The following is a 25,457-nucleotide window of genomic DNA, read 5'->3' as shown; positions in this document are numbered from 1 at the left end:
GTGAGCGAGCACTCGAATCAGATCGAGACTATTTGCCGGACAGTTGTTTGGCAAGGTGTCCAGACCGATCGGTCTCCATCCGAATCTAGAACTGGTTCATACCCCCACGCCAGGCCGGGACCTGCCATCTTCTCCCGCCGACCGCGCGAATCGTGACACACGTTCACCGTGCCGAATGGCGCCTGTACCGGCGCCTCGCGCCGCACAGAAAAGGGCGCGACGCCCGGTGGCATCACCACCGGGCGTCACGCCCTCAACCTTGGTCCACGGCATCGCGCGGCAAGCGATCCACCCCGCCCGCCCGCACGGACAGCGGCTACTGGACGACGATGGTGCCGCGCCCCTGGACATGCGGGAAGTTCGTGTCGATCTGTACTTCGATCCGCCCGACCCCGGTGTCCGCGGTCATCGGCACCCACGGGCCGTCGGTCGGCGACAGCGGTGTGTCGTCGCCGAGCGGCACCGGCGGTCCCGGGAAGACTCCGCTCGCTCCGGTGTCCAGGTTCTTCCAACGCAGGGTGGCTTCGACGCCGCAGTACACCCCCTGGAAGGGGTCCGGCACGAAGGTGAACTCCGGCCGCACCCAGATCGTCGGGTTCTGCCCGAAGAAGAGGGCGTTCGGGTCGTAGTGCGCGTCCACGGTCCCGACGCACCCGAGGGCCCCGCCACCGAGTGTGTAGGTCGGCGAGATCCCCACCGGGTCGGACGACGACCCGGTCGACGCCGCTGCGGTCCCCCCTGTCAGCGACGCCGCCACCGCAACCGACACCACAACTGCCCGAGTAATTCTCATCGTCCCTGCCCCCCAGCCGACGCTACGGCGTCATCTCGTAGGCACCATCGTAGGCCCGCACCTGTTCCCACACCCGGCCGAATCGGTCCTCGTCCACGACCGGCTTGCGGACCGCGCCGAGCGCCCACTCCTGCTGCGCGAGCGTCGACGACGGCTTCCCGTGCAGGGCAATGGCATACCCGGAGAAATCGCGGATCTGGAAGTCGAAGATCTGATCGACCAGGTCCCGGTCGAGCCCCGTGATCTCGGCCTGCTCGAGGACCAGCTGCCCGTACACGACGAGCGAGAACAGATGCCCGACGTTGAGCAGGAAGTCCAGGTCCTTCTGCTGCGCGGCATCCGGAGCCGCGGTGGTGAGCAGCTTTTTGAGCTCCAGCGCCTGCTCGTAGAACCGCACCACGTTCGGGATGTCTGCGAAGCGCTCGTAGACCTTCGTCCAATCGTGGAACTGCACCTTGGCCGCGCCGCGGGTGGGGCCCTGGTTCCAGAAGAACTCGTCGTCGGCCGCGTCGAGGCGGGTCCCGATCTCGGGGAAGCTCGCCGGGTTGAACATGTAGTTCGGCATGAACTTGAGGATCAGCCCGACATTGACGTGGACCGTGCCCTCCAGCTTGGGCAGGCAGCCGATGACCTCGACGGCCTCACGGAAGTAGGTGTTCTTCTCGTACCCCTTGGCCGCGACCACGTCGTGCAGCAGCGCGATCACGCGCTCGCCCTCGGAGGTGACCTTCGCCTTGGTCATCGGGTTGAACAGCAGGTAGCGGCGGTCCTCGAGGCTCGCGCTGCGGAAGTAGTCGACGGCCCTGGCGCTGAACTGCTTCATCGCGACCATCCGGGCGTAGGCATCGACGAACGCCGCCCGCACGTGAGTGAAGTCGGTGACCGGGTTGCCGTAGAGGATCCGGTTCTGCGCGTGGGTGATCGCCTCGTAGAAGGCGTGCTCGGTGATGCCGATCGAGCCGGTGCACAGGTTGAACTTGCCGACGTTGACGGTGTTGAGCGCCGCCTCGAATGCCTGGACGCCGGTGTGCAGGATGTCCTCCTCACGCACCGGGTAGTCCTCGAGCCGGAAGGTGCTCACGTACATCTGTCCGTGGATGACGTTGTCGATGAGCTTGTAGTTCGGGTGCTGGCTGTCCGCGACGAAGAAGACGTACCCGTCGGAGCCCTCGACGTCGGTCCGGCGACCGAACACCGACACCATGCCCGCGACATTGCCGTTGCCGATGTAGTACTTCTCGCCCGTGGCCCGGAAGGCGACGCCGTCATCGCCCGACTGCGGAGCGAGCAGCATGTCGGTGGAGTACACGTCGGCGCCGTGCTCGCGCTCCGAGAGACCGAAGGCCATCACGCCGCCGTCCGCCAGTTCGCGGGCGGCCCGCTGCTTGGCGGCGGTGTTCTCGCTCATCCAGATCGGCCCGAGACCGAGGATGGTGACCTGCCAGGCGTACCAGTACGCCAGGCCGTAGAACCCGAAGATCTCACTGAGGACGGCGTTGCGTGCCGCGTCCCAGCGACGGTTCGGGTCGCCGCCGCCGAACTCGGCAGGCGTCTGGAAGGTGGCGAAGAGCTTCTCGCTCTTCACGAACTCCAGGAAGTCCGACACCCAGGTCGCGTCGAGGTCGTCCTGGAGCAGCTGCTTCTTGCCCCGGTTCTCGAACCAGTCGACGGTCGCGCGCAGCAACCGGCGGGTTTCCTCGTCGAACTCGGCGAAGTCGCAGGTGGTCGGGTTGAAAAGGTGTCCGTTCGCGGACATGGGCGTGCCCCTCTCTCGCAGATCAGCTCGCATCTGACATGAACCTACCAGCGAGTAGCAAATCCACATCCTTGTGGCGCGGGTCACTCCGATGCTACGTTCTGACACAGCGCGACAACTTTGTTTCATCGTCCAATCCGACAGGAACCCACGATGCCGCTCGACTTCGATTCCGCCATCCGCGAGGCCGTCCCCATGCCGGTCGACGACGAGATCACCGCGACCTCACCGCGACTTGGCCCCGATTCCCTGATCTGGAAGTACTACGGCGACGTGCGCGGGCTGCTGGGCTTCCAGCGACTCGCCGGGACCGAGAACTGCATCGAGCAACTCGGCAAGGCGGTCGAGGACCATTCGGTGATCTTCTCGGACACCCTCGGCCGGGCCCGGCGCAGCGGGCCCCCGATCATGAAGACCGTCTACAGCGAGGACCCGCATCACTGGGGTCGCACCGTCCGCGACTTCCACAAGCCGATCAAGGGCACCGTGGCCGACGGCTCGCGTTACCACGCGCTCAACCCGGAGCTCTTCTACTGGGCACACGCCACGTTCGTCGACCAGGTCCTGTACGTGACCGACACCTTCATCCGGCGTCTCTCTCACGAGGAGAAGGTCCAGATCTTCGAGGAGGGCAAGACCTGGTATCGCCTCTACGGGGTCAGTGATCGCAGCCAGCCGCAGACCTACGAGGAGTTTCTCGAGTACTGGCAGCAGATGCTCGACCGGTTCGTCCCGACCCGCACCATCCGGTACGCCACCGGGTACATCAGGAAGGGCGTACCCGGTCCCCGACGGATCCCGGCCCCGGTGTGGCGAGTGCTGTCGGCACCGCTGAACGCCTTCATCCGGACCGTCGTCGTCGGAACGCTGCCCCCGCAGATGCGCGAGGTGTGCAACCTCGACTGGGATACCAAGAAGGAGAGGCGATTCCAGCGCTTCGCGGCATTCTTCCGCCGGGTCAACCCGCTGGTCACCCGACTGCCGCTGCGCGCGCTCTACCTGCCATGGGCCTACGAGGCCTGGCGCAGGGTCGGCGTCGATCCCCGACCCCTGATGAATGCCCCCACCACCGGCCTCGCCCGCTAGGAGTTCGCATGCGCACCAAGACATTGGCAGCACCTCCGGCCGGCAGCGGCCTCCGACCGATATACGGCACCGGCGACCCCGGCGTGATCGAGCTCCTCCGATTCTTCCGACACCCGATCGAGCTGGTGGCACAACGCCGCGCGGCCTTCGGGGACATCACCTACATCAAGGCGTTCGGCCTCGAATTCGCCATCCCGCTCACCGCCGACGGCACCGAGTCAGTGGCCATGAACAAGCAGAAGGCACTGGCCGCCGAACCCGCGTGGGGCTTCCTCATCGGTCCGTTCTTCCGCCGCGGCATCCTGCTGATGGATTTCGAGGAGCACCGCCACCATCGATTGATCCTGCAGCAGGCCTTCAACAACAAGCGGCTGCGCGGCTACCTGGACGAGATGCAGCCGATGCTGCGCAAGGGAGTCGAGCGGCTCCCCACCGGTGACAAAGTGCTCGTCCTGGACGAGCTCAAGGCGCTCACCCTCGACCTGGCCCTGGAGATCTTCCTCGGGATGGACCTGCCGCGCGCGGAGGCCGATCGGATCAACAAGGCCTTCATCGACTGTGTGAACGCCGGAATGTCGATCATCCGCAAGGACATTCCGGGGACCAAGTGGTCCAGGGGGCTGGCCGGACGACGCGTACTCGAGGAGTTCTTCTATCGGCACCTGCCGGCCAAACGCGCATCCGAGACCGCCGACCTGTTCTCGGTGCTCTGCCACGCGCGGTCCGAGGAGGGACACACCTTCACCGACGAGGACGTCGTCAACCACATGATCTTCGTGCTGATGGCCGCGCACGACACCTCGACGATCACCCTCACCACCATGGCCTACTACCTGGCCAAGCATCCCGAATGGCAGGACCGGGCGCGTGCCCAGTCACTGTCGCTGCCCCGCGAGATCACCTATGACAACCTCGGTGAGTTCACGGTGCTCGACGCCGTGATGAAGGAGGCGCTCCGACTGAACTCCCCGGTGCCAGGGCTGGCTCGACGGGCGTTGGAGGACACCGAGATCAACGGACACTTCGTCCCGAAGGGCACCTACGTCAGCGCGGTGGGCATGGTCAACCACCACAACCCTGATCTGTGGACGCATCCCGAGCGCTTCGACCCGGACCGCTTCTCCCCCGAGCGCGCCGAGGACAAGTCACACCGCTACGCGTGGATGCCGTTCGGTGGTGGCGTGCACAAGTGCATCGGCCTCTACTTCGCCCAGATGGAGATCAAGACGATCATGCACAACCTGCTCCTCGAGTACGAGTGGTCGGTACCGGCGGACTACACCTGGAAGCTCGACAATTCCACGCTGCCGGTCCCGAAGGACCACCTGCCCGTCACGCTGCGGGCGCGGTGACCGCGGATATGCTGGCACGCGATGAACACGCGCCCCGCCCCCGTCGCGCCGCCTGCTCCCCCGGCGGAGCAGGCGATGCTCGACGCCGCCAGGGACGAGTTCGAGCGCTACGGGATCCGTCGAACCAACATGGACGATGTGGCCAAGCGGGCCGGGATCAGCCGCAGCACCCTCTACCGGAAGTTCCCGAACAAGGATGCGCTGGTCGAGGTGCTTGTGCTGCGCGAGGCGGGACTGTTCTTCGATCAGCTCGACGCCCTGGCCAGGGACCTGGACCCGCCGCGGGCGCTCATCGAGTGCTTTGCGCGGGGCATCGCGCTCACGCGGGAGATTCCGCTGCTCGGCCGGATCCTCGAGAGCGAACCGGAGATGCTGGTCGAGGTGACCACGAGCACCGAGGGAGCGCCGATCGCGGTCGCGGCGGCACGGGTCGCCGCCGCGCTGCGACACAGCGGGGCGACCATGCCCGAGGACGACCTGCTCGCTGTCTCGGAGATCCTGATCCGCATCTCGATGTCGCTGCTGCTGCACCCGCACGGCCGCCTCGACACCACCGACCCCGACGCGGTGCGCCGCTACGCCGAGAGGTACCTCGCCCGACTGGTGTGGTGACACCGTGACGGCGTCGATCGAGGCGCTGCTGCGCCAGTTGCCGCCGTCCACCGAGCTCGCCTCGGCCACGGCCCCTTTCACCGGCGAACCGCTCCCCGAGGTGCCGCAGACCGGCACCGAGGCGGTGGCCACCACGGCGCTCGCCTGCCGGGCCGCACAGCCCGACTGGGCGACCAGGCCCGTGCGCGATCGCCGGCGGGTGCTGGCGCGGTTCGCGCGGCTGCTGGTCGACGAGCACGACCGACTCTGCGACCTCATGCAGTGGGAGACCGGCAAGGCCCGCGTGCACGCCGCCGTCGAGGTGCAGGGCGTCGTCTCCGTGGCCCGGCACTACGCGGCCCGCGGCGGCCCTTACCTGGGCGAAGGTCGCGCACTCGGCGCGGTGCCCGGCCTCGTCTCGGCCCGCGTCGGGTACCGCCCGAAGGGACTCGTCGGGGTGATCGCCCCGTGGAACTACCCCCTGTTCCTGGCGGTCGGCGACGTGGTCCCGGCACTGCTCGCCGGGAACGCGGTCCTCAGCAAGGCCGACTCGCAGGCACCGCTCACCCTGCTGCACGCGCGACACCTGGCGGTGCGGGCTGGGGTGCCCGAGGACGTGTGGCAGGTGGTCGCCGGGCCGGGGAGCCGGCTCGGGCCCGCCCTGATCGACGCGGTGGACCACCTGAGCTTCACCGGCTCGACCGCGACGGGGCGGGAGATCGCGCGGCGCTGCGCCGATCGCCTGATCGGGACCTCGCTCGAGCTCGGGGGCAAGAACCCGATGATCGTCTGCGCGGACGCCGACCTGCGGGCGGCCGCTCGCGGCGCCGTGCAGGCCGCCTTCTCCAACGCCGGGCAGATGTGCATCGGTATCGAGCGAATCTACATCCACGAGAAGGTGTTCGACGGGTTCCGCGACGAGCTCGTCCGCCGCACCGCGCGGCTGCGACTCGGTGCCGGATACGGCTACGACGTGGACATGGGCTCGCTCACCTCGCGCAGGCAGCTGGACCTCACCCGGAGCCACGTGGCCGACGCCCTCGCCAAGGGCGCGACCGTCGCGACCGGCGGCCGGGCCCGGCCCGACCTCGGTCCGTTCTTCCACGAGCCCACCGTGCTGACCGGCGTCACCGTCGAGATGACGGTGTATGCCGAGGAGACCTTCGGGCCGCTGGTCTCCCTCTACCCGGTGACCTCGGAGGCGGAGGCGATCCGCCTCTCGAACGAAGGCGACTACGGCCTCAGCGCCAGTGTCTGGACCCGGGACCTGCGGCGGGGGCGCCGGATCGCGGCCCAGGTGGTCGCGGGCGCGGTGAACGTCAACGACGGCTACCTGTCCGCGATCGCCTCGCTCGGCGCGCCGATGGGCGGGATGCGCACCAGCGGCACCGGGCGCAGGCACGGCCGCGAGGGCATCGTCCGTTACACCGAGCCGCAGACGGTCACCACCCAGCGCGTGGCCACCGCCTATCCCGACCGATTCCGCGGGCCCCTGCTCCGCGCGATGAACGCGGGAACCCGTGCGCTGCTCGCGATTCGACACCGACCATGAGGAGCACGATGCGATTCCTCGACGAGGCGCTCGCCGCAGGCACGCTCTGGCGAGCGGGCGTGGTACCGCGTGACCCACGGGCCCTGGCCGCCGGCTCCCGCGCGGTCGCCCGGCTCGGGCCGTTCGGCGGTCTTCCCGCCTTCGGGGCGGCGGCCCACCCGGAGCGCGTCGCCCTCGTGGACGACCGGGGTCAGCTCACGTTCGCCGAGTTCGCGCGGCGCACCCACCGGCTGGCACACGCGCTGCGGTCCCGGCTGCCCGCGCCCCAGCCGGGGATCGGCATCCTGTGCCGCAATCACGCCGATGCCGTCGTCGCGCTCTGCGCGGCGTCGGCGGCGGGCGCCCGAGTGGTGCTGCTCAACTCGGATTTCGGCCCGCGTCAGGTGGCCCAGGTGGCCGCGCGGGAGCGACTCGACGCGCTGGTCTACGACGAGGAGTTCACCACCGCGGCATCGGGTTTCGACGGTCCGCGGTGGTGCGCCTGGACCGAGGACGTCCGGGCGGAGAGCTCGCTGGCCACCCTGATGAGCGGCGAGTCCGCCGCGCTGCCTGCCCGGCCGCCCCGGCCCCCGGCGCTGGTGGTGCTCACCAGCGGGACCAGCGGGCTGCCCAAGGGTGCCCCGCGGTCACAGGCCCCGTCCCTGCTGGTCCCCGCAGGCCTGCTGACCAAGATCCCGCTGCGTGGCGGCGAGCGCGTGCTGCTGTCCGCGCCGGTCTTTCACGGCTGGGGCCTGATCGTCGCGACGCTCACCCTCACCCTGGGGTCGACGCTGGTGCTGCACCGCCGGTTCGACGCGGGTCGGGTGCTGGCGGACCTGCAGCGGCAGCGCTGCTCCGCCCTGGTCGCGGTGCCGACCATGCTGCGGCGGCTGGTCGCGCTCGGTGACGCGGTTGCCGCGGCCGACCTCTCCGCGCTGCGGATCGTCGCGAGCGGCGGCGCGCGGCTCGACGGCGCCCTGGTCGCCCAGGTCGCCGAGGCGCTCGGCCCGGTGTTGCACAACCTCTACGGCTCCACCGAGGCCTCGTACATCAGCATCGCGACGCCGGAGGACCTGGCCGTGGCCCCGGACTGCGCGGGAATCCCGCCGCGCGGCACCGTCGTCCGCATCGCCGACGACGACGGCGCGAGCGCACCGGTCGGCGCCGAGGGCCGGATCCTCGTCCACACGCCTGGCCAGATCGACGCGTACACCGACGGCACCAGGAGAAGCGATTCCGACGGGTTCCTCGATACCGGTGACCGCGGCCACCTGGACGCCGCCGGGCGCCTGTACGTCGCGGGCCGCTCCGACGCCATGATCGTCTCCGGCGGCGAGAACGTCTTCCCGGAGGAGGTCGAGATGGCGCTGCTCGCGCACCCGGAGGTGGCGGACGCCGCCGTCACGCCGGTGCCGGATGCCGAGTTCGGGCATCGGCTGCGCGCGTACCTCGTCCGCGCCGACTCCCCCGCCGGTCGGGACGCGCTCGACGAGCAGGCGGTCCGCCGGTACCTCGCCGCGGAACTGCCGCGATCGCGGATGCCGCGCGAGATCGTGTTCGTCGCTCGCCTCTCGCGAGGCTCGACGGGCAAGCTCACCCGCCACACACTCGACGAACTGCAGAAGGAGCACGGATGAGGGGAATCGATCTGACCGGCCGGGTGGTGGTCGTCACCGGCGGGGCCCGCGGCATCGGCCGCGCGACCGCGACCGCGCTGCGCGCCGCGGGGGCCCGGGTCGCGATCGGCGACATCGACGAGGCGGAAGTGGTCCGTACGGCCGGGCAACTCGGCGTGCTCGGCGCCGTGCTGGACGTCACCGACCCGGCATCGGTGACATCGTTTCTCGCCCAGGTGGAATCGACCCTCGGCCGCCCGTGGGGTTGGGTGAACAACGCAGGCATCATGCCGCTCGGCGCGCTGCTCGAGCAGGACGACGCCGTCATGGACGCGGCGGTGGACGTCAACCTGCGCGGCGTCCTGCACGGCACCCGCGCCGCCGGACGGGCGATGGCCTCGGCAGGCGGCGGCCGGATCGTCAACATCGCCTCGATCGCCGGCTGCATCCCGGTCCCCGGCATGGCCGTCTACAACGCGACCAAGGCCGCCGTGCTCTGCTTTGGCGACGCCGCCGACGCCGAGCTGTCCGCGGCCGGGGTGCGCGTGTCGACGGTGCTGCCGTCGTTCACGAACACCGCGCTGCTGGACGGCACCCACCCCGGCCGACTGCTCACCCCGATCCCGCCGGAGACGGTCGCCGATGCCGTCGTCGCGACGTTGCGGTCCGGTCGGCGCCGGGCGGTCGTCCCGCGCCGGCTGTCCGGTTCGCTGCTGTGGCCGCTGTTCCCGCGGCCGCTCGCGCGCCTCCTGCGGCTGGCGACCGGGCTCGACCGGGTGTTCCTCGACGTCGATTCCGGCCGCGCCCCGTACGACGCACGGATCCGCGGCGGGTCCACGTAGATCCTGGCGCGGCGACGCGTGTGAGAGCATCCGGTGTCAGAACCACCACTCGAGCCGAGGGACCGCTTCAACAATGTTCACCGCCGTCGCACTGCTGATCGTTGCCGCGGTCGGCTACCTCGGCTACCGACGGCTGCGCCGCGATCCCGCGCTGCGCGCCGACCTGTGGGCCCGGGTCCGGACGTACGCGCTGGCGGCCGGACTGTTGACGCTGGCGGCCGTGGCGGTGTGGCGGGGTCCGGCGGGCGAGACCGCACTGGTCCTCGCATCCGCGGCAGTGCTCGTCCTCCCCCTCGCCGCCCGAGCCACCGCGCAGGACCGGGCCGCGGTCCGCGACAGCACGCGTCGCTCTCGGCTGGGCCTCGAACCGCGCAGGCCACTGGTCAATGTCGCCGTGCTGCAGGCGCGTTGGGTGGCCGCGGGGGCACTCGCCTACTTCTGCATCGGGGGTTTCCGCGGCTTCGTCGCGCTCACCGCCGTCGTGACACAGCACGTTCCCGGCGCCGGCTGGGTGCTGTCCGCGGTCGTCGCGGCGACCGCGGCGGCCGGGGTAGCCCACGTCAGCGTGCAACGGCGCCGGCTGGCGGCGGAGGACGCCCGCCTCGACGCACTGGACCGGGCCGTCGGCTGACGGCCCGGTCCGGTGCTGCTGTCTCGCGTGTCAGCCGCGGACGGCGGCGAGCACCTCGGCGAGCGCGGTCCCGGCAGGGACCTCCCTGGACTCCCCGGTGAAGCGGTCCCGCAGTTCCACGTTGCCCTCGGCGAACCCACGACCGACGACGACCACCAGCGGCACACCGAGCAGCTCGGAGTCCTTGAACTTCACGCCCGGTGAGGCCTTGCGGTCGTCGAGGATCACCGACAGTCCGGCCCGGTCCAGCTCCGCGGCGAGCGCCTCGGCGCCCTCGCGTGCCGCATCGTCCTTGTTCGCGATCACCAGGTGCACGTTCGCGGGCGACACCTCGGCAGGCCAGCGCAGGCCCTTGTCGTCGTGCTGCTGCTCCGCCATCACCGCGACCAGCCGCGAGACGCCGATGCCGTACGAGCCCATCGTCGGACGGACCGGCTTGCCGTTCTCGCCGAGAACGTCGACACCGAACGCGTCGGTGTACTTGCGGCCGAGCTGGAAGACGTGGCCCACCTCGATGCCGCGGGCGGCGACCAGCGGCCCGGCACCGTCGGGCGAGGGGTCGCCGTCGCGCACCTCGGCGGCCTCGATGGTGCCGTCCGGGGTGAAGTCGCGGCCTGCGACGAGGCCGACGACGTGCTTGCCCTCCTCGTCGGCGCCGGTGATCCAGCTGGTGCCGTCGACGACGCGGGGATCGACGAGGTAGCGGATGCCGTTGGCCTGCAGCGCCTTCGGCCCGATGTAGCCCTTGACCAGGAACGGGTTGTTCTTGAAGTCGGTCTCGGTGATGAGCACATACTCGGCGGGCGTGAGCGCCGCCTCGAGGCGCTTCTCGTCGACCTCGCGGTCACCGGGGATGCCGATCCCGAGCAGTTCCCATTCGCCGCCGGGCACGCGGGTCTTGACCATGATGTTCTTCAGCGTGTCCGCGGCGGTAAACGTCTTGCTCGCCTCGTTCGACACCCCAGTGGCGCCGTTGGCCCAGTCGACCAGCGACTCGATGGTCGGGGTGTCCGGGGTGTCGTACACCTTCGCCTCCGGCTGCCCGTCGAACGGGATCGCGGCGGGCGCGAGGGTCTTGACGGCCTCGACGTTCGCGGCGTAGCCGGACTCGATGCAGCGGACGTAGGTGTCCTCACCGATCGGGCTCTCGGCCAGGAACTCCTCCGAGGCGCTGCCGCCCATCGCGCCCGAGGTCGCGGAGACGATGACGTACTTGACGCCGAGCCGCTGCAGGATGCGCTCGTAGGCGTCGCGGTGCGCCTGGTAGGACGCCGCCAGGCCCTCGTCGGTGAGGTCGAAGGAGTAGGAGTCCTTCATCACGAACTCTCGGCCGCGCAGGATGCCCGCACGCGGACGCTCCTCGTCGCGGTACTTGGTCTGCACCTGGTACAGGGTGACCGGGAAGTCCTTGTACGAGTTGTACTCGCCCTTCACGGTGAGCGCGAACAACTCCTCGTGGGTGGGGCCGAGCATGTAGTCGTTGCCCTTGCGGTCCTTCAGGCGAAACAGGCCGGCGCCGTACTCGGTCCAGCGGTTCGACGTCTCGTAGGGCTCGCGCGGGAGCAGCGCGGGCAGCAGGATCTCCTGCGCGCCAATCGCATCCATCTCCTCACGGACGACCCGCTCGACCTCGCGCAGCACCCGCAGGCCCAGTGGCAGCCAGGAGTACACGCCCGGCGCGATGCGCCGCACGTAGCCGGCGCGGACGAGCAGCTTGTGGCTGGCGACCTCGGCATCGGCCGGGTCGTCGCGGAGCGTGCGGAGGAACAGCTGAGACAGGCGGGTGATCACGGGGTATCAGGATAGTCGGCCCACGGTGCGTCACACCGCGCCCGGTACCGTTACCGCTCGTGCTGGTGCTGCTCCCCCCCTCCGAGACCAAGTCCGACGGCGGCAAGGGCGCCCCCCTCGACCTGGGCGAGCTGTCGCTGCCCAAGCTCACCGCGACCCGCGAGGTGCTGGTGAACGCGCTCGTCGAGCTGGCCGCCGACGCCGAGGCGTCGAGCCTCGCGCTGGGGCTGAGCGCTGGGCAGTCCGACGAGATCGCGCGCAACGCGGCGCTGTGGACCTCGGCGACGCGTCCGGCGTTGGAGCGCTACACGGGGGTGTTGTTCGACGCCCTCGATGCGAAGTCGTTCACCCGGGCACAGAAGGCGAAGGCCCTGACCCGCCTCGCGGTCGGCTCCGCGCTGTTCGGGGTGGTCCGCGCGGGCGACCCGATACCGGCCTACCGGCTGTCCGGCGGCTCGAAGCTGCCCGGGATGGGCACCCTGCAGTCGGTGTGGAAGCCGGAGCTGACCTCAGCGCTCGAGGCGGAGGCCGACGGCCTGGTGGTGGACCTGCGCTCGGGCACCTACCAGCAGCTGGGCCCGGTGCCCGGCGCGGTGATCGCCACCGTGCTCACCGAGAAGCCGGACGGCAGCCGATCGGTGGTCAGCCACTTCAACAAGCACCACAAGGGACTGCTCGCCCGTGCGCTGGTCGTCTCACGGGCGGAGCCGTCCGACGTGAAGGGCGTCGCCCGGGTCGCGGCAAAGGCCGGGCTGCGGGTCGAGATCGCCTCCGAGCGGGAGCTGATCATCCTGACGTGAGCGGCCCCGCCGGCCATCCGATCAGCTGGTCCAGCGTCCGGGCGGCGGATCCATGGAGGTGTAGGCCGGGAGCGGAAGGGGCTGATCGCTCAGGAAGGTCTCGAGGAGACCCGTGTAGACCTCGGGCTGGTCCGTCGAGACCCCGTGGCCGGCACCCTGGACGTCCACCAGCGTGGAGTTCGGGAAGGTGTCGCGGTACTCGCGCGAGACCGGCCAGTGCAGGAAGTCGCATTGGGCCGCCATGACCAGGACGGGAACCTGCGCCTGCGTCAGGGCCGGCCTGGGGTCCGGGATGGAATCGAAATCGGCGGTCGTCATCTGGTTGACGTAGAAGCCCTGCAGGTTGTTGTGGGGTGGCGTGGTGACCTCGCGTGAGCACGAGGCCCCGTCGCGTCCGGTGAGGGCGACCTCGTGCATCCACGCGTCGGCTTCCGCGTCGGGGACGAACGCATGCGCCGCATCGGGATTCACGCCCATCAGCAATGACTGGGTGAGAATGCGTGGGTTGCCCATCAGTTCGTCGTAACGGGCCTGCCGGGCGGGATCCATCTCGCGCCAGGGCTCGCCCACACCATCGGGGAAGGCCGTCGGCCAGATCGCCCCTGGCGCGACGAAGACGGCCTTCGCGACCCGATCGGGGTGCGCTGCGATGTACTGCGCCGTCAGCGATCCACCCCAGGAACGTCCGACGAGGATGAGCTGCTCGGCACCGAGTTCTCGCCTGATCGCGTCGAGATCGTCCACCTGGCGCTGCACGGTGTATTCGGTGACATCGTCGAATCGGGTCGAGCGGCCCGCCCCCACCTGGTCGTAGGCGTAGACGTCGAATCCCTTGGCGGCGAGTTCGTCGCCGCCGACCGGAATTCCCTCACCCGGGGTTCCCGGCCCTCCGTGGACGAAGATCACCGGCGGTTTCGGGGTCGGGAGTTCGGCGGCCGGGGCGTGGACGTAGACGATTCGCGACCCCGTCGGCAGGTCCCAGTACCGGACGGCCGAGGGGGCCGCGGCATCCGGCTGAGCGGGGAACGGACTGAGAATCGTCGATGCTGCCACCGCGGCGATCGCGACGCCGACCGCCGCGCTCAGTACGGCCGCGCCCACCTTCGTCCGACGCGCCCCCGTCAACCGAAATCCCCACCAGCTCATCAGGAAGCAGAGGGCAACGACGACCACCAGTCCCGCGCCGAGGAACAGCGCGGGGGTGTCAACCACGAGCGCCACCAGGCCCACCGCGACGGCTCCGACGATGACCGCCACCACGACTCCGACGGCGATGATCGCCACCCCAAGGGCGATACGCCACCGACTGCGGACCTTCGTCGGCGGTGCCGATTCACGTGGCTCGACCGTCATCGCAGGTCCTCTCCCCCTCATGGCCTGTTCGTCGCGCCGTACTGGACGGTTGTTACGCGCCGCCCGCCTCCCGGTTCCACCGCGACCCGAACTCCCCCGCCTGCGGTGGCGGGCCGGGCAGATCACCGCTCGCGGCGAGACCGTCGACGAGCAGAGCGAGGTGACGGCGGCGCAATTGCCGGGTGCGCTCCTGGTCCGGAATCCGGATGGCGGCACACCCCTCGAGGAGCAGCCCGAGATCCAGGGTGACGATGTCGGCACGCAATCTCCCCGTCGCGTGCGCCCGTTCGACGAGGGCGGCGGTCAACTCGTGGGAGCGCATGGCGTCGTGGCCCATCTCCTCGGTCGGGGTGAACGCCCCAGCCAGGTGCACCGTCAACGAGTGCACATCGGCGTCGACCACCCTCTCGAGAAATCCGGTCAGTCCGCGCCACGCGTCGGCATCCTCGAGCCCCTTCTCCGCCTCGACGATGTAGCGACGCAGGCCGTCGTGACACAGCGTGCGCAGGAGGTCCTCCTTGCCCGGATACCGACGGTAGAGCGCGCTGATCCCGACACCGGCCCGCTGGGCCACTGCGGTGATGGGCGCCTTCGGATCAGCCAGGAACACCTCCCGCGCCGCCTCGAGGATGACTCCGTCGTTGCGGGCCGCCTCCTGTTTGCGTCCCGGCAGACCGGTCCGACCCTTAGGAACTGCGCTTTCAGTCGATCTCGGCATGAACCGACGATAACACTGGAACGGAATGATCTGATCTGTTACGTTCTAACGGAACCGAACATTCCGTTCTAATTAGGAGCAGCCGTGAACGACATCCGCCCCTTCACCGTCGACGTCCCGCAGGCCCAGCTCGACGACCTGCACGACCGGCTGCGCCGCACCTTGTGGCCGAACGAACTGCCGGGCGTCGCCGACTCGTACGGCGTGCCGAACGACCGGGTCCGCGCGCTCGCCGCCCGATGGCTCGAAGGCTTCGACTGGCGGGCCCTCGAGGCGAGGATCAACTCGTACCCGCAGTTCGTCACCGAGATCGACGGTGAGGACATCCACTTCCTGCACATCCGGTCGTCACGGCCGGACGCCACCGCGCTGGTGCTGACGCACGGATGGCCCGGGTCGATCGTCGAGTACCTCGATGTCATCGCCCCGCTCACCGAACCGGAGTCCCCCGACGCACCCGCGTTCCACCTGGTGATCCCGTCGATCCCCGGCTTCGGCTTCTCCGGGCCCACCCGCAGCACCGGCTGGAATCGGTACCGCACCGCGCAGGCCTGGATCGAGCTGATGCACCGGTTGGGCTACCAGTCCTACGGCGCGGTCGGCAACGACGGCGGGTCGATGATCGCGCCCGAGATCGGCCGCCTCGACCCGTCGAACGTTGTCGGCGTGCACGTCACCCAGCTGTTCTCGTTCCCCTCCGGCGATCCGTCCGAATTCGAGGGACTCTCCGAGGCCGACCAGGCCGCCCTCGAGCACCTGCAGTGGTTCCACACGAACAAGATGGCGTTCAACACGCTGCACAGCCAGCAGCCGCAGACCCTCGCGTTCGCCCTCGCCGACTCGCCAGTCGGGCTACTCGCATGGAACGCGCAGCTTTTCGGCGAGGGCCTCGATGCAGACTTCGTCCTCGCGAACGTCGCGATCTACTGGCTGACCGGAACCGCCGGCTCCTCGACCAGGTTCTATTACGAGGATGCCCACGCCACCGAGCACCCGACCACGCCGACCACCACACCAACGGGTCTGGCGATGTTCGCCGGTGACTTCCAGTCGATCCGCCGGTTCGCCGAGCGCGACCACAGCAACATCATCAGCTGGAATTCCTACGACACCGCCGGGCCGAGCGGCGGCGCGAACGATGCAGCCGGGCACTACGCCGCACACGAGGCACCCGAGATCCTGGTCGGCGACATCCGCCAGTTCTTCGCCCAGTTGGCGTGACCGAACGTCTGGTCACGCACTCGGAGGTGTTCCCCGCAAGGAACACCTCCGAGGCACGTCGCCTACGACTCCTGGGCCGCCTTCTCCGCGGCCTGCGCCTGGGCGACCTGCTGCGGGGTGAACCGGATGAACAGGGCCACGACGGCGGCGAGGGCGGCGAAGATCGCGCAGCCGAGCAGGGCGGTCGTGTAGCCCTCGCTGAGTGCGAACAGCTGATTCGCGTTCATGGTCGACGCCACGCCGGAGGTGCCGCCGAGCGAGAGTGTCTTGGACGTGGCCATCGCCCCGACGATCGCCAGCCCGATCGGGCCGAAGAGCACCTGAGCCACCTGGGCGATCGCGGACAGCGGGCCGATCTCGTGCTGCCCCACCCCCGCGATCGCACACAGCGGCAGCGGCACCACGGCGAGGCCGACACCGAACCCGACGCCGACCACCAGCATGAACAGGTTGCCCATGTACGTCGCCGAGGTGTCCAGCGTGGAGCCGTACAGCAGGCCGAGCGTGGTCAGGACCGTGCCCGCGACGATCAGCCACCGCGGCTGGACGCGGACGGCGAGCTTGGACGCCACGAATGCGGCGGCGCCGAGGCCGAAGGCGAACGGCACGAACGCCATGCCCGCGGCTAGCGGGCTGTACCCGAGGATGTCCTGCACGAACAGCGCCACGAACGGCGCCAGGCTGAACATCACCGCGCCGACCAGTGCGATCGCGATGAAGGTGGCCACCCGGTTCCGGTTCCGGAACAGCGAGAACGGCAGCAGCGGATTCTCCGCCTTGCGCTCGACCATCAGGAACGCCGCCAGCATGCCCAGGCCCACGACCAGCGCCGCGACCACCGGCGCGCTCGTCCAGCCCATCTCCGCGCCCTCGGTGAACCCGAAGACCACGCCGGTGCAGCCCAGGGTCGCGAGCACCGCGCCGGGCACGTCCAGCTTGAGCCGCTCGGCGCCGGTCTCCACCAGCGAACGGAAGGCGAGCGCGATGATCACCAGGCCGATCGGCACGTTGATCAGGAAGATCCAGCGCCAGGACACCTCGGTCAGCGCGCCGCCGACGATCAGTCCGGTCACCGAGCCGACGCCGGTCATGGCCGCGAAGATCGCGATCGCCTGGTTGCGGACCGGGCCGGGCGCGAACGTCGTCGCCACCAGGGCCAGCGCCGTCGGCGACGCGATCGCCGCACCGACGCCCTGCAGCGCACGCGCCGCGATCAGCGAGATCTCGCCGGTCGCGAGTCCGCAGACGAGCGAGGCCACCGTGAACAGCACCACGCCGCCGATGAAGACCCGCTTGCGTCCGAACGCGTCGCCGAGCCGTCCGCCCAGGAGCATCAGGCCGCCGTAGGTCAGCGCGTACGACGTGATCACCCAGTTCCGGCCCGCGTCGCTGAGGTCGAGGTCCTGCTGGATCCGGGCAAGGGCCAGCGACGCGACGGTCCCGTCGAGCACCATCATCAGCTGCATACCGCCGAGGACGACGATGGCGAGACCGAAGGCTCGCGTGGTCACGGGGTACTTCACGACAGTGGAGTCAGGCACGGTCGCCCAGGTTACTGCGCGTCGGCGGTCAGGCCCGCGACCGGCCCGATCACGATGATCGCGGGCGGGCGGATGTTCTCCTCGCGGACCCGGGCCGCGACGGTCGCCAGATCGGCGCGCAACACCCGCTGGGCGCGCGTCGTGCCCTCCTGGATCACGGTCACCGGCGTCTCGGCGGGCCTGCCACCCTCGGTGAGCACGGCGGCGAACTTCTCGATCCGCTCCACCGCCATCAGCAACACCAGGGTGCCGCGCAGTTTCGCCAGCGCCGACCAGTCCACCAGCGAATCGGGGTGGTCGGGGGCGATGTGCCCGCTGACGACGACGAACTCGTGGGTGACGCCGCGGTGGGTCACCGGGATCCCGGCCGCGGACGGCACGGCGATCGCGCTGGTGATGCCCGGTACCACGGTGACCGGCACCCCGGCCGCCGCGCAGGCCTGCAGCTCCTCGAAGCCCCTGCCGAACACGTACGGGTCGCCGCCCTTGAGCCGGACCACGAACTTGCCCGCCTTGTAGCCGTCGATCAGCGCGGCGTTGATCGCCTCCTGCGCCATGGCGCGGCCGTACGGGATCTTCGCGGCGTCGATGACCTCGACCTGCGGGCCGAGCTCGGCCAGCAGCTCCGGCGGGGCCAGCCGGTCCGCGACCACGACATCGGCGCGGGCCAGCAACCGGCGACCGCGGACGGTGATCAGGTCCGGGTCGCCGGGTCCGCCGCCGACCAGCGCGACGCCGGGCGCGTGCGGCTCGGCGACATCCACCACGCCACCGGACTGCAGGGCCTCGACGAGCGCGGTGCGCACCGCGGCCGAGCGGCGGTGGTCGCCGCCCGCCAGCACGCCGAGCTCGAGTCCGTCGAAGGAGGCGCTCGCCGGGGTGACGGCGGTGCCGTTGCGGGCGCTGTCGGCGCGGACGCAGAAGATGCGGCTCCGCTCCGCCTCGGCGACGACGGCGGCGTTGGTGTCCGGCTCGTCGGTGCAGGCGATCGCGTACCAGGCACCGTCGAGGTCGCCGTCGACGTACGCGCGCAGGTCGATGGTGATCTGGCCACCAGTCGCCATCGCCTCGACGGCGGGGGTGACGGCGCGGCTGACCACGTGTACCCGCGCCCCACAGGCGACGAGCAGGCCGAGGCGCCGCTGCGCGACGGTGCCGCCGCCGACGACGACAACCCGTCGATCGGTCAGGTTGAGCCCTACGAGGTAGTTGGGCTCGTCTCCGGCCGCTGCTGGCACTTCACACTCCTTGACTGGGATGTCGGGGTCCTCGGGCTACCAAACATTACGGGCGACCGCCACGGTGACGCCATTTCGGGCGCGTTTGCGCACCAGCAGGTCGCCGCCGCCCGCACCGAGGACCGCCGCGGCCTCGGCGACGCTCGGCGTCCCCACCTCGGCCGCGACCCGTCCCGACGGTGTCGGTACGTCCACGGCCGAGAGTTCGTCGGCCGTGAACCCGAGCACCGGCACACCCAGCTCGGCCGCCGCCGTGGCGATCGAGGACTCGGTGGCCTTGCGCTCGAGGGTGGCCAGCGCGTGCAGCTCGGTCGGGTCGTCCACGACGGCGCTGATCGCGGCCAGCACCGCGTCGGGGTCCACCCCGTCGCGGGCACCGATGCCCACCACCAGATCACCCATTGGCGGCCTCGAAAGCTCTTGCCGCAGTGACGAACCGGCGCACGGCGGCCGGGTTCCCCGCGGGATGGGTGTGCAGGTAGGAGGCGTGCACACCGCCGCCCGCGAAACCTTCCCGCGCCGACGTCCCCGCCGCCCGCCAGCCCCAGGCCGGGGCCCAGCCGTCCACCGACGCCGACTCCAGCCGGGTCCGGTGGAACTCGTGACCGACCACCCGCGTCCCCGGCTCGAACAGCACCGACTCCCCCAGCGCAACGGCCTCCCGGTAGCCCAACGTCAGCGTCTTGCCGAACTCCGCATCCACGCCGATCACCCCCGCCATCGGGTGCCCGTCGAGGCGGCGCGCCAGGTAAAGCAGGCCCGCGCACTCGGCATGGATCGGCATACCCCGGCGGGCCAGCTCCCGGACGGTGGTGAGCAGCGGGATGTTCGCCGCCAACTCGGGCGCGTGTTCCTCCGGGAACCCGCCGGGCAGCACCAACGCGGCCGCGCCGTCGGGAAGCTGATCGACGGCGGGGTCGAAGGTGCACACCCGGGCGCCCGCCGCCTCGAGCAACTCGCGGTGCTCGGCATAGCCGAACGTGAACGCCGAGCCGCCCGCCAGCGCCACCACGGGGGCGGGTCCCTGCTCGTCCGTACCGGCCTCGTCCACGGCATCCCATGCCGGTGCCGCGACGCTCGCACGGGCCAGCGCCCGCACCGCGGAAAGGTCGACGTGCCGGGCGATCAGCTCGGTCATCGCGTCGACCGCGTCGGTGGCGGCCCTGCCGTGCTCGACCGCGGTGATCAGGCCGAGGTGCCGGGAGGGCACCGCCAACTCCGCGAGCCGGGGCACCACCCCGAGCACCGGCACCCCGACCCGATCACAGGCCTGACGCAGCACCTGCTCGTGCCGCTCGCTGCCGACCCGGTTCAGGACCACCCCGCCGATCCTGACGCCGCTGTCGAAGGTCGCGAACCCGTGCAGCACCGCGGCCAGCGACTGGCTGTGGCCGCGGGCGTCGACGACGAGAACCACCGGGGCACCGAGCAACCCGGCGACCTGGGCCGTCGACCCCTCCGCGGCGCCCTCCGGCGCCGGGTCCGCGATCTTGCCGTCGAACAGGCCCATCACGCCCTCGACGACGGCGATGTCGCAGCCCGCGCTGCCGTGCCGGTACAGCGGGCCGATCCGGTCCGCGCCGACCAGCACCGGGTCCAGATTGCGTCCGACCCGCCCAGCGGCGAGGCCGTGATAGCCCGGGTCGATGTAGTCGGGCCCCACCTTGAACGGCGCCACCCGATCACCCGCCGCACGCAGGGCACCGATCAGACCCGTTGCGACGGTGGTCTTTCCGCTACCGGAAGCGGGTGCGGCGATGACCACCGCCGGAACGGCGTTCACCACTCGATGCCCCGCTGGCCCTTGCGTCCTGCGTCCATCGGGTGCTTGATCTTGGTCATCTCGGTGACGAGGTCGGCCGCGTCGATCAGGGCCTGCGGCGCATCCCTTCCGGTGATCACCACGTGCTGGTTCCCCGGCCGCGATCCCAACACCTCGACCACCTCGTCGACGTCCACCCAGCCCCATTTGAGCGGGTAGGTGAACTCGTCGAGGACGTAGAACTTGTGCTCCTCGTTCGCGATCCGGCGGGCCACCTCACGCCAGCCGTCCAGCGCGACGCGGGCGTGGTCCTCGTCCTCGCCCTTCTTGCGGGTCCAGGACCAGCCCTCGCCCATCTTGTGCCATTGCACCGGTCCCCCGACGCCGGTGGACTCGTGCAGCTCGCCGAGCGCGCGGAACGCCGACTCCTCGCCGACCTTCCACTTCGCGCTCTTGACGAACTGGAACACCCCGATGTCGAAGCCCTGGTTCCAGGCCCGCAACGCCATCCCGAACGCGGCGGTCGACTTCCCCTTGCCCGGACCCGTGTGCACGGCCAGCACGGGCGCGTTGCGGCGCTGCCTGGTGGTCAGGCCGTCGTCGGGGACGTTCTCGGGAAGCGGTACACCCTTGGGCATCGTCTTTACTCCTCTTTCCGTTCTAGGCCGCGAGCTTCGCGGTGCCGGCCCGGACGACGCCCGCCACCTGCTCCGCCGAGAGCTCGCCGAGCCGGATGTAGGCACCCCGCAGCGCGGTCGCCAGGTCACGGGCCAGGCCGAGGCGCACCATGCCGGACTCGCAGTCCACCACAACCGAGGCCACCGACTCGCCCGCGAGCAGGGTCGCGGCCACCCGGGCGCGATGGACCGGGTCGACTCCGCCGGTCGCGCGGCCGTCGGTCAACGCGACCACCATCGCCCGACGCTGGGGGTCGCGCACCTTCTCCCGCAGCACCACCTCGCGGGCCTTCAGGAATCCTTGCGCCAGTGGGGTTTTGCCGCCGGTGCGCAACGAGCGCAGTCGCCGGACCGCCACGTCGACGGACGAGGTGGGCGGCAGCACCAGCTCGGCGGCGGCGCCTCGCACGGTGATCACCGCGACCTTGTCGCGGCGCTGGTAGGCATCGCGCAGCAGCGAGACGACGGCGCCGGTGACCGCGGAGAGCCGGTCCCTCGCGGCCATCGAACCGGACGCGTCGACCACGAAGACCACCAGGTTGCCCTCGCGGCCCTCGCGGTGCGCTCCTCGGATGTCGCCGGGCGCCAACACCATCCGGCCGTCCCGCCGTCCGCGGGCGACCTGGTGCTCGGCGGCCGCGAACAGGGTGCCGACCAGGTGCAGACCGCGGCCCGGTTCGGTGGTCGGCCGCACGGTCCGGCCCTGCGCAGAGCGCGAACGCGAACGCCGACCCGGCGCGCCCTCGCCGACACCGGGAATGGTCAGCAGCCGGGTCTTGAACTGCGCCGAGGGCGCCGCGGCCGGGCGTTCGGGGGCACGAACCGGGCCGGGCTGTTCGCTCTCGCTCGGCTCCGCGGATTGCTGGGCACCGTCGGGGGACGCGGCCCCGTCGGACTCGGGCTCGGGCGCGCCGCCGCCGGGTCCGTCGGGATCGGGCTCGGGCTCCGGCTCGGGCTGGTTCGCCTGCTCGGCGGCGTCCCGCATCGCGTCCTCGAGCTGCTGCGGGTCGAGGCCCGGCTCGTCGAACGGGTCGCGGCGGCGCCGGTGCGGCAGCGTCAGCTCGGCGGCGACCCGCACGTCCTCCTCCGCGACGGCCGCCGCGCCGCGCCAGGCGGCGTGCGCGGTGGCGGTGCGGGCCAGCACCAGATCGGCGCGCATGCCGTCCACATCGAACGACGCGCACAACGCGGCGATGCGGCGCAGCTCGGTGTCGCTGAGTTCGATGGCGGGCAGGGCGGCCCTTGCCGCGGCGATGCGGCGGGCCAGCGCCGAATCCTCGTCGGCGTACCGGGCCGCGAATCCGGCGGGGTCGGCCTCGAAGTCGAGGCGCCTGCGCACCACCTGCATGCGGACGTCCACCTCGCGCGAGGCCGCCACGTCGACGGCAAGGCCGAAGCGGTCGAGCAGCTGCGGGCGGAGTTCGCCCTCCTCCGGGTTCATGGTCCCCACCAGGACGAACCGCGCGGGATGGGAGTGGGAGACGCCGTCGCGCTCGATGTGCACGCGCCCCATCGCGGCGGCGTCCAGCAGCACGTCCACGAGGTGATCGTGCAGCAGGTTGACCTCGTCGACGTAGAGCACGCCGTCGTGGGCCGCGGCCAGCAGTCCGGGCTGGAAGGCCCGCTCCCCGTCTCGCAGCACCTTCTCCAGGTCCAGCGACCCGACCACCCGGTCCTCGGTGGCGCCGACCGGCAGCTCCACCAGCCTGGCGGGCCTGCCACCGTTGCCGTCGTCGACGGGTGGCAGCAGCGCGGCGAGCGCGCGCACCACCGTCGACTTCGCGGTACCTTTCTCGCCGCGCACCAGCACGCCCCCGATGCCGGGGTGGACGGCGCAGAGGGTCAGGGCGAGCCGGAGCGTGTCCTGACCGACGATCGCACTGAACGGAAAGCCCGGTTCGGACCCGGTACCAGCTTGTGCCACAGCGAATTTCCCTTCACTCCCCGGTGTCCACGCCGAGGGTTCGGACCTTGACCCGCTGCCGCGGCGATCTGACTCCGGATCCGGACGTGGCCGGATCCATCACAGTGGCGGGACCGTGCCTGGTTCACACAGGACTTCCCCGCGGCAGGGAACTACGGATGCTGACTCTAGACCTCGCGCCAGGGCTCGCCGCCACCGCGCCGCATCGGCACGTGCGGGATCCCGTCCTCGATGAACTCGTCGCCGTCGGGCGTGAACCCGTGCTTGGCGTACATGTCCACCAGGTGGCTCTGCGCGCTGAGCCTGCACGGCGCCGACCCGACCTCCGCCAGCGCCGTGCGCAGCAGCCTGGTGGTGTGCCCGTGCCCCCGCGCATCCGCCCGGGTGCAGAGCCGTCCGATGCGGTACGAGGTGCCGCGGTCGTGCTCCTCCATCAGGCGGAGCGTGCACACGACCTGACCGTCCTGCTCGATCCACAGGTGCCTGGTGCCGGGGAGCAGGTCCCGCCCGTCGAGTTCCGGGTACGGGCAGGCCTGCTCCACGACGAACACGTCGACCCGCAGTCTCAGCAGGTCATAGAGCGTGCGGAGGTCCAGATCGAGCGCCCAGGCACGGTGCAGCGCCGCTGTTGCCGTCATACGGTGTGACTATCACACCGCGGCGGAGGCGGTCTCCTGAACCTCGGTGTCGAGCTCGAGCACGCGGCTGGACCAGTCCCAGACCTCGGTGAACAGCGACTTGTCGTCGGAGAGCTTCACGCCGAGCGAGGGCACCATCTGCTTGAGCTGCGGCTCCCACGAGGCGAACCGGTCCGCGAAGCAACGCTTGAGCACGTCGAGCATCGCCGGGACCGCCGTCGAGGCGCCGGGCGAGGCGCCGAGCAGACCGGCGATCGAGCCGTCCGCGGCGCTGATGACCGCGGTGCCGAACTCGAGCACGCCGCCCTTGCGCTTGTCGCGGCGGATCACCTGGACGCGCTGGCCCGCCGTGATCAGCTCCCAGTCGGCGCCGAGCGCCTCGGGGACGAACTCGCGCATGGTCTCGATGCGACCCTCCGCGTTCTTCGCGAGCTCGCTGACCAGGTACTTGACCAGGCCGAGCTCGGAAACGCCGACCCCGAGCATGGACAGCAGGTTGTTCGGCTTGACCGACCCGGGCAGGTCGGTGACCCGGCCCTCCTTGAGGAACTTCGGCGACCAACCGGCGTACGGGCCGAACAGCAGGCCCGGCTTTCCGCCGATGACGCGGGTGTCGAGGTGCGGCACCGACATCGGCGGGGCACCGACGGCCGCCTTGCCGTACACCTTCGCGCGGTGCTGATCGATCAGCTCCGGGTTGGTGCAGCGCAGGAAGGCGCCGCTGACGGGGAAGCCGCCGAAGCCCTTGGCCTCCTTGATGCCGGACTGCTGCAGCAGGTGCAGCGCGCCGCCGCCGGCTCCGACGAAGACGAACTTGGCCTTGACGGTCTTGCGGCCGCCGGTCCGACGGTTGTGCACCTTGAGCGTCCAGCTGCCGTCGGACTGCTTCTTGATGCCGGTGACCTCGTGACCGAAGTGCACGGTGCCGCCGGAGGAGGCGACGTGGTTGAGCAGCTGCTTGGTCAGCGCGCCGAAGTCGACATCGGTGCCGCCCTCGGTCCAGTTCAGGGCGATGGGGTCGGAGAAGTCGCGACCCTTGGCCATCAGCGGCAGGCGGCGGGCGAACTCGTCCGCGCTGTCGGTGTACTCCATGCCGTTGAACAGCGTGTGTCCGGCGAGGGCGTCGTAGCGCGCCTTCAGGTACTTCACGTTGTCCGCCCCGTGCACGAAGCTCACGTGCGGGATGGGGTTGATGAACTCCTTGGGGGCGGTGAGGATGCCCTGTTCGAGCGCGTGCGCCCAGAACTGCCGGGAGACCTGGAACTGCTCGTTGACCGTGATCGCCTTGGCGATGTCGACGGAGCCGTCCTTGTTCTCGGGGGTGTAGTTGAGCTCACACAGAGCAGAGTGTCCGGTGCCCGCGTTGTTCCACGGGTCGCTGCTCTCCGCGGCGGCGGCATCGAGCCGCTCGAACACGCTGATCGACCAGTCCGGCTGCAGCTGCCGCAGGATGGCTCCGAGGGTCGCACTCATGATGCCCGCACCCACGAGCACTACATCGGCCTTGGTCTCTACCGCGTTGTTGTCTGACACTGGAAAATCGACTTCCTTGTCCATTGGCAGTGGGCAGTCGCGCCGACTGCAGCGGATAGGTTA

Annotated in this window: 22 protein-coding genes and 1 riboswitch; of the genes, 9 read left to right on the top strand and 13 right to left on the bottom strand. The window is 70.4% G+C overall.

Features of this window, described 5'->3' with window-relative positions:
- Window positions 1-316 precede the first annotated feature (316 nt).
- A complete protein-coding gene (locus RM1_RS15950; RefSeq protein WP_143069381.1) occupies window positions 317-793 on the bottom strand; it encodes a hypothetical protein in 477 nt (158 codons plus the stop codon).
- 22 nt (window positions 794-815) lie between these two features.
- Window positions 816-2,549, bottom strand: a complete 1,734-nt coding sequence (locus tag RM1_RS15945; protein WP_072752710.1) for an acyl-CoA dehydrogenase family protein — start codon at window positions 2,547-2,549, stop codon at window positions 816-818.
- A gap of 153 nt (window positions 2,550-2,702) precedes the next feature.
- Between RM1_RS15945 and RM1_RS15940 the strand changes: the two genes are divergently transcribed.
- The 7 genes from RM1_RS15940 to RM1_RS15910 all read left to right on the top strand — a co-directional run bounded on the left by RM1_RS15940 (window position 2,703) and on the right by RM1_RS15910 (window position 10,198).
- A complete protein-coding gene (locus RM1_RS15940; protein ID WP_072752708.1) occupies window positions 2,703-3,635 on the top strand; it encodes an oxygenase MpaB family protein in 933 nt (310 codons plus the stop codon).
- Window positions 3,636-3,643: 8 nt separating this feature from the next.
- Window positions 3,644-4,987: a cytochrome P450 gene (locus tag RM1_RS15935; protein ID WP_072752706.1), complete on the top strand. Its 1,344-nt coding sequence runs from the start codon at window positions 3,644-3,646 to the stop codon at window positions 4,985-4,987.
- 21 nt (window positions 4,988-5,008) lie between these two features.
- The gene (locus RM1_RS15930; RefSeq protein ID WP_072752704.1) at window positions 5,009-5,599 is read left to right on the top strand and encodes a TetR/AcrR family transcriptional regulator; all 591 of its coding nucleotides are present in this window, start codon (window positions 5,009-5,011) and stop codon (window positions 5,597-5,599) included.
- A 4-nt stretch (window positions 5,600-5,603) separates the two neighbouring features.
- Window positions 5,604-7,130, top strand: a complete 1,527-nt coding sequence (locus RM1_RS15925) for a succinic semialdehyde dehydrogenase (RefSeq protein ID WP_072752702.1) — start codon at window positions 5,604-5,606, stop codon at window positions 7,128-7,130.
- On the top strand, window positions 7,127-8,746 hold the full coding sequence (locus RM1_RS15920; RefSeq protein WP_072752700.1) for an AMP-binding protein: 1,620 nt from the start codon (window positions 7,127-7,129) through the stop codon (window positions 8,744-8,746). The genes RM1_RS15925 and RM1_RS15920 overlap by 4 nt, the downstream gene beginning before the upstream one ends.
- Window positions 8,743-9,567, top strand: a complete 825-nt coding sequence (locus RM1_RS15915; protein WP_072752698.1) for an SDR family NAD(P)-dependent oxidoreductase — start codon at window positions 8,743-8,745, stop codon at window positions 9,565-9,567. Before RM1_RS15920 ends, RM1_RS15915 begins: the two co-directional genes overlap by 4 nt.
- Window positions 9,568-9,640: 73 nt before the next feature.
- Window positions 9,641-10,198 (top strand): hypothetical protein, encoded by a 558-nt coding sequence (locus RM1_RS15910; RefSeq protein WP_072752696.1) that lies wholly within the window; start codon window positions 9,641-9,643, stop codon window positions 10,196-10,198.
- Window positions 10,199-10,228: 30 nt separating this feature from the next.
- On the opposite strand, the gene RM1_RS15905 is transcribed toward RM1_RS15910, so the two are convergent.
- A complete protein-coding gene (locus RM1_RS15905; protein WP_072752694.1) occupies window positions 10,229-11,989 on the bottom strand; it encodes a proline--tRNA ligase in 1,761 nt (586 codons plus the stop codon).
- Between the two features lie 59 nt (window positions 11,990-12,048).
- Here RM1_RS15905 and yaaA point away from each other — a divergent pair, with 59 nt between their 5' ends.
- A complete protein-coding gene (gene yaaA, locus RM1_RS15900) occupies window positions 12,049-12,789 on the top strand; it encodes a peroxide stress protein YaaA (RefSeq protein ID WP_072752692.1) in 741 nt (246 codons plus the stop codon).
- A 21-nt stretch (window positions 12,790-12,810) separates the two neighbouring features.
- Here yaaA and RM1_RS15895 read toward each other — a convergent pair whose 3' ends face one another.
- Window positions 12,811-14,142, bottom strand: a complete 1,332-nt coding sequence (locus RM1_RS15895; protein WP_169922330.1) for an alpha/beta hydrolase — start codon at window positions 14,140-14,142, stop codon at window positions 12,811-12,813.
- 52 nt (window positions 14,143-14,194) lie between these two features.
- Entirely contained in the window at window positions 14,195-14,860 is a 666-nt protein-coding gene (locus RM1_RS15890) for a TetR/AcrR family transcriptional regulator (protein WP_072752687.1), read from the bottom strand.
- A gap of 84 nt (window positions 14,861-14,944) precedes the next feature.
- On the opposite strand from RM1_RS15890, the gene RM1_RS15885 reads away from it, so the two are divergent.
- Window positions 14,945-16,081 carry an epoxide hydrolase family protein gene (locus tag RM1_RS15885; protein ID WP_072752685.1) on the top strand — a complete coding sequence of 379 codons (1,137 nt, stop codon included), beginning with the start codon at window positions 14,945-14,947 and terminating at the stop codon, window positions 16,079-16,081.
- Between the two features lie 62 nt (window positions 16,082-16,143).
- On the opposite strand, the gene RM1_RS15880 is transcribed toward RM1_RS15885, so the two are convergent.
- From RM1_RS15880 to mqo, 8 genes are all read right to left on the bottom strand, one after another.
- Window positions 16,144-17,547 (bottom strand): MFS transporter, encoded by a 1,404-nt coding sequence (locus RM1_RS15880; RefSeq protein WP_083576763.1) that lies wholly within the window; start codon window positions 17,545-17,547, stop codon window positions 16,144-16,146.
- A gap of 86 nt (window positions 17,548-17,633) precedes the next feature.
- Complete coding sequence (gene cobA / locus RM1_RS15875; RefSeq protein WP_072752681.1) at window positions 17,634-18,860, bottom strand: uroporphyrinogen-III C-methyltransferase; 1,227 nt, start codon at window positions 18,858-18,860, stop codon at window positions 17,634-17,636.
- 36 nt (window positions 18,861-18,896) lie between these two features.
- On the bottom strand, window positions 18,897-19,262 hold the full coding sequence (locus RM1_RS15870; RefSeq protein ID WP_072752679.1) for a cobalamin biosynthesis protein: 366 nt from the start codon (window positions 19,260-19,262) through the stop codon (window positions 18,897-18,899).
- Window positions 19,255-20,646, bottom strand: coding sequence for a cobyrinic acid a,c-diamide synthase CobB (locus RM1_RS15865; RefSeq protein ID WP_245816375.1), 1,392 nt, complete (start codon window positions 20,644-20,646; stop codon window positions 19,255-19,257). The genes RM1_RS15870 and RM1_RS15865 overlap by 8 nt, the downstream gene beginning before the upstream one ends.
- Window positions 20,640-21,260 carry a cob(I)yrinic acid a,c-diamide adenosyltransferase gene (gene cobO / locus RM1_RS15860; protein WP_072752677.1) on the bottom strand — a complete coding sequence of 207 codons (621 nt, stop codon included), beginning with the start codon at window positions 21,258-21,260 and terminating at the stop codon, window positions 20,640-20,642. The genes RM1_RS15865 and cobO overlap by 7 nt, the downstream gene beginning before the upstream one ends.
- 22 nt (window positions 21,261-21,282) lie before the next feature.
- The gene (locus RM1_RS15855) at window positions 21,283-23,223 is read right to left on the bottom strand and encodes a magnesium chelatase subunit D family protein (protein WP_072752675.1); all 1,941 of its coding nucleotides are present in this window, start codon (window positions 23,221-23,223) and stop codon (window positions 21,283-21,285) included.
- Between the two features lie 11 nt (window positions 23,224-23,234).
- Window positions 23,235-23,389, bottom strand: a riboswitch (adenosylcobalamin (AdoCbl) riboswitch).
- Between the two features lies 1 nt (window position 23,390).
- Window positions 23,391-23,861 (bottom strand): GNAT family N-acetyltransferase, encoded by a 471-nt coding sequence (locus RM1_RS15850; protein WP_072752673.1) that lies wholly within the window; start codon window positions 23,859-23,861, stop codon window positions 23,391-23,393.
- Window positions 23,862-23,873: 12 nt separating this feature from the next.
- A complete protein-coding gene (gene mqo / locus RM1_RS15845; RefSeq protein WP_072752671.1) occupies window positions 23,874-25,418 on the bottom strand; it encodes a malate dehydrogenase (quinone) in 1,545 nt (514 codons plus the stop codon).
- Window positions 25,419-25,457: the final 39 nt, after the last annotated feature.

The organism is Rhodococcus maanshanensis NBRC 100610 (assembly GCF_001894865.1).
Classification (GTDB): domain Bacteria; phylum Actinomycetota; class Actinomycetes; order Mycobacteriales; family Mycobacteriaceae; genus Rhodococcus_G; species Rhodococcus_G maanshanensis.
Note: the sequence above shows the minus strand (reverse complement) of the source record. Positions and strands in the feature narration are given on the sequence as shown.

Bases quoted from the DNA above. Each gene is read 5' to 3' on its own strand.
- RM1_RS15950 (WP_143069381.1), bottom strand. From the start codon at position 793: ATGAGAATTACTCGGGCAGTTGTGGTGTCGGTTGCGGTGGCGGCGTCG.
- RM1_RS15945 (WP_072752710.1), bottom strand. From the start codon at position 2,549: ATGTCCGCGAACGGACACCTTTTCAACCCGACCACCTGCGACTTCGCC.
- RM1_RS15940 (WP_072752708.1), top strand. From the start codon at position 2,703: ATGCCGCTCGACTTCGATTCCGCCATCCGCGAGGCCGTCCCCATGCCG.
- RM1_RS15935 (WP_072752706.1), top strand. From the start codon at position 3,644: ATGCGCACCAAGACATTGGCAGCACCTCCGGCCGGCAGCGGCCTCCGA.
- RM1_RS15930 (WP_072752704.1), top strand. From the start codon at position 5,009: ATGAACACGCGCCCCGCCCCCGTCGCGCCGCCTGCTCCCCCGGCGGAG.
- RM1_RS15920 (WP_072752700.1), top strand. From the start codon at position 7,127: ATGAGGAGCACGATGCGATTCCTCGACGAGGCGCTCGCCGCAGGCACG.
- RM1_RS15915 (WP_072752698.1), top strand. From the start codon at position 8,743: ATGAGGGGAATCGATCTGACCGGCCGGGTGGTGGTCGTCACCGGCGGG.
- RM1_RS15910 (WP_072752696.1), top strand. From the start codon at position 9,641: ATGTTCACCGCCGTCGCACTGCTGATCGTTGCCGCGGTCGGCTACCTC.
- RM1_RS15895 (WP_169922330.1), bottom strand. From the start codon at position 14,142: ATGACGGTCGAGCCACGTGAATCGGCACCGCCGACGAAGGTCCGCAGT.
- RM1_RS15890 (WP_072752687.1), bottom strand. From the start codon at position 14,860: ATGCCGAGATCGACTGAAAGCGCAGTTCCTAAGGGTCGGACCGGTCTG.
- RM1_RS15880 (WP_083576763.1), bottom strand. From the start codon at position 17,547: ATGCAGCTGATGATGGTGCTCGACGGGACCGTCGCGTCGCTGGCCCTT.
- RM1_RS15870 (WP_072752679.1), bottom strand. From the start codon at position 19,262: ATGGGTGATCTGGTGGTGGGCATCGGTGCCCGCGACGGGGTGGACCCC.
- cobO (WP_072752677.1), bottom strand. From the start codon at position 21,260: ATGCCCAAGGGTGTACCGCTTCCCGAGAACGTCCCCGACGACGGCCTG.
- RM1_RS15850 (WP_072752673.1), bottom strand. From the start codon at position 23,861: ATGACGGCAACAGCGGCGCTGCACCGTGCCTGGGCGCTCGATCTGGAC.
- mqo (WP_072752671.1), bottom strand. From the start codon at position 25,418: ATGGACAAGGAAGTCGATTTTCCAGTGTCAGACAACAACGCGGTAGAG.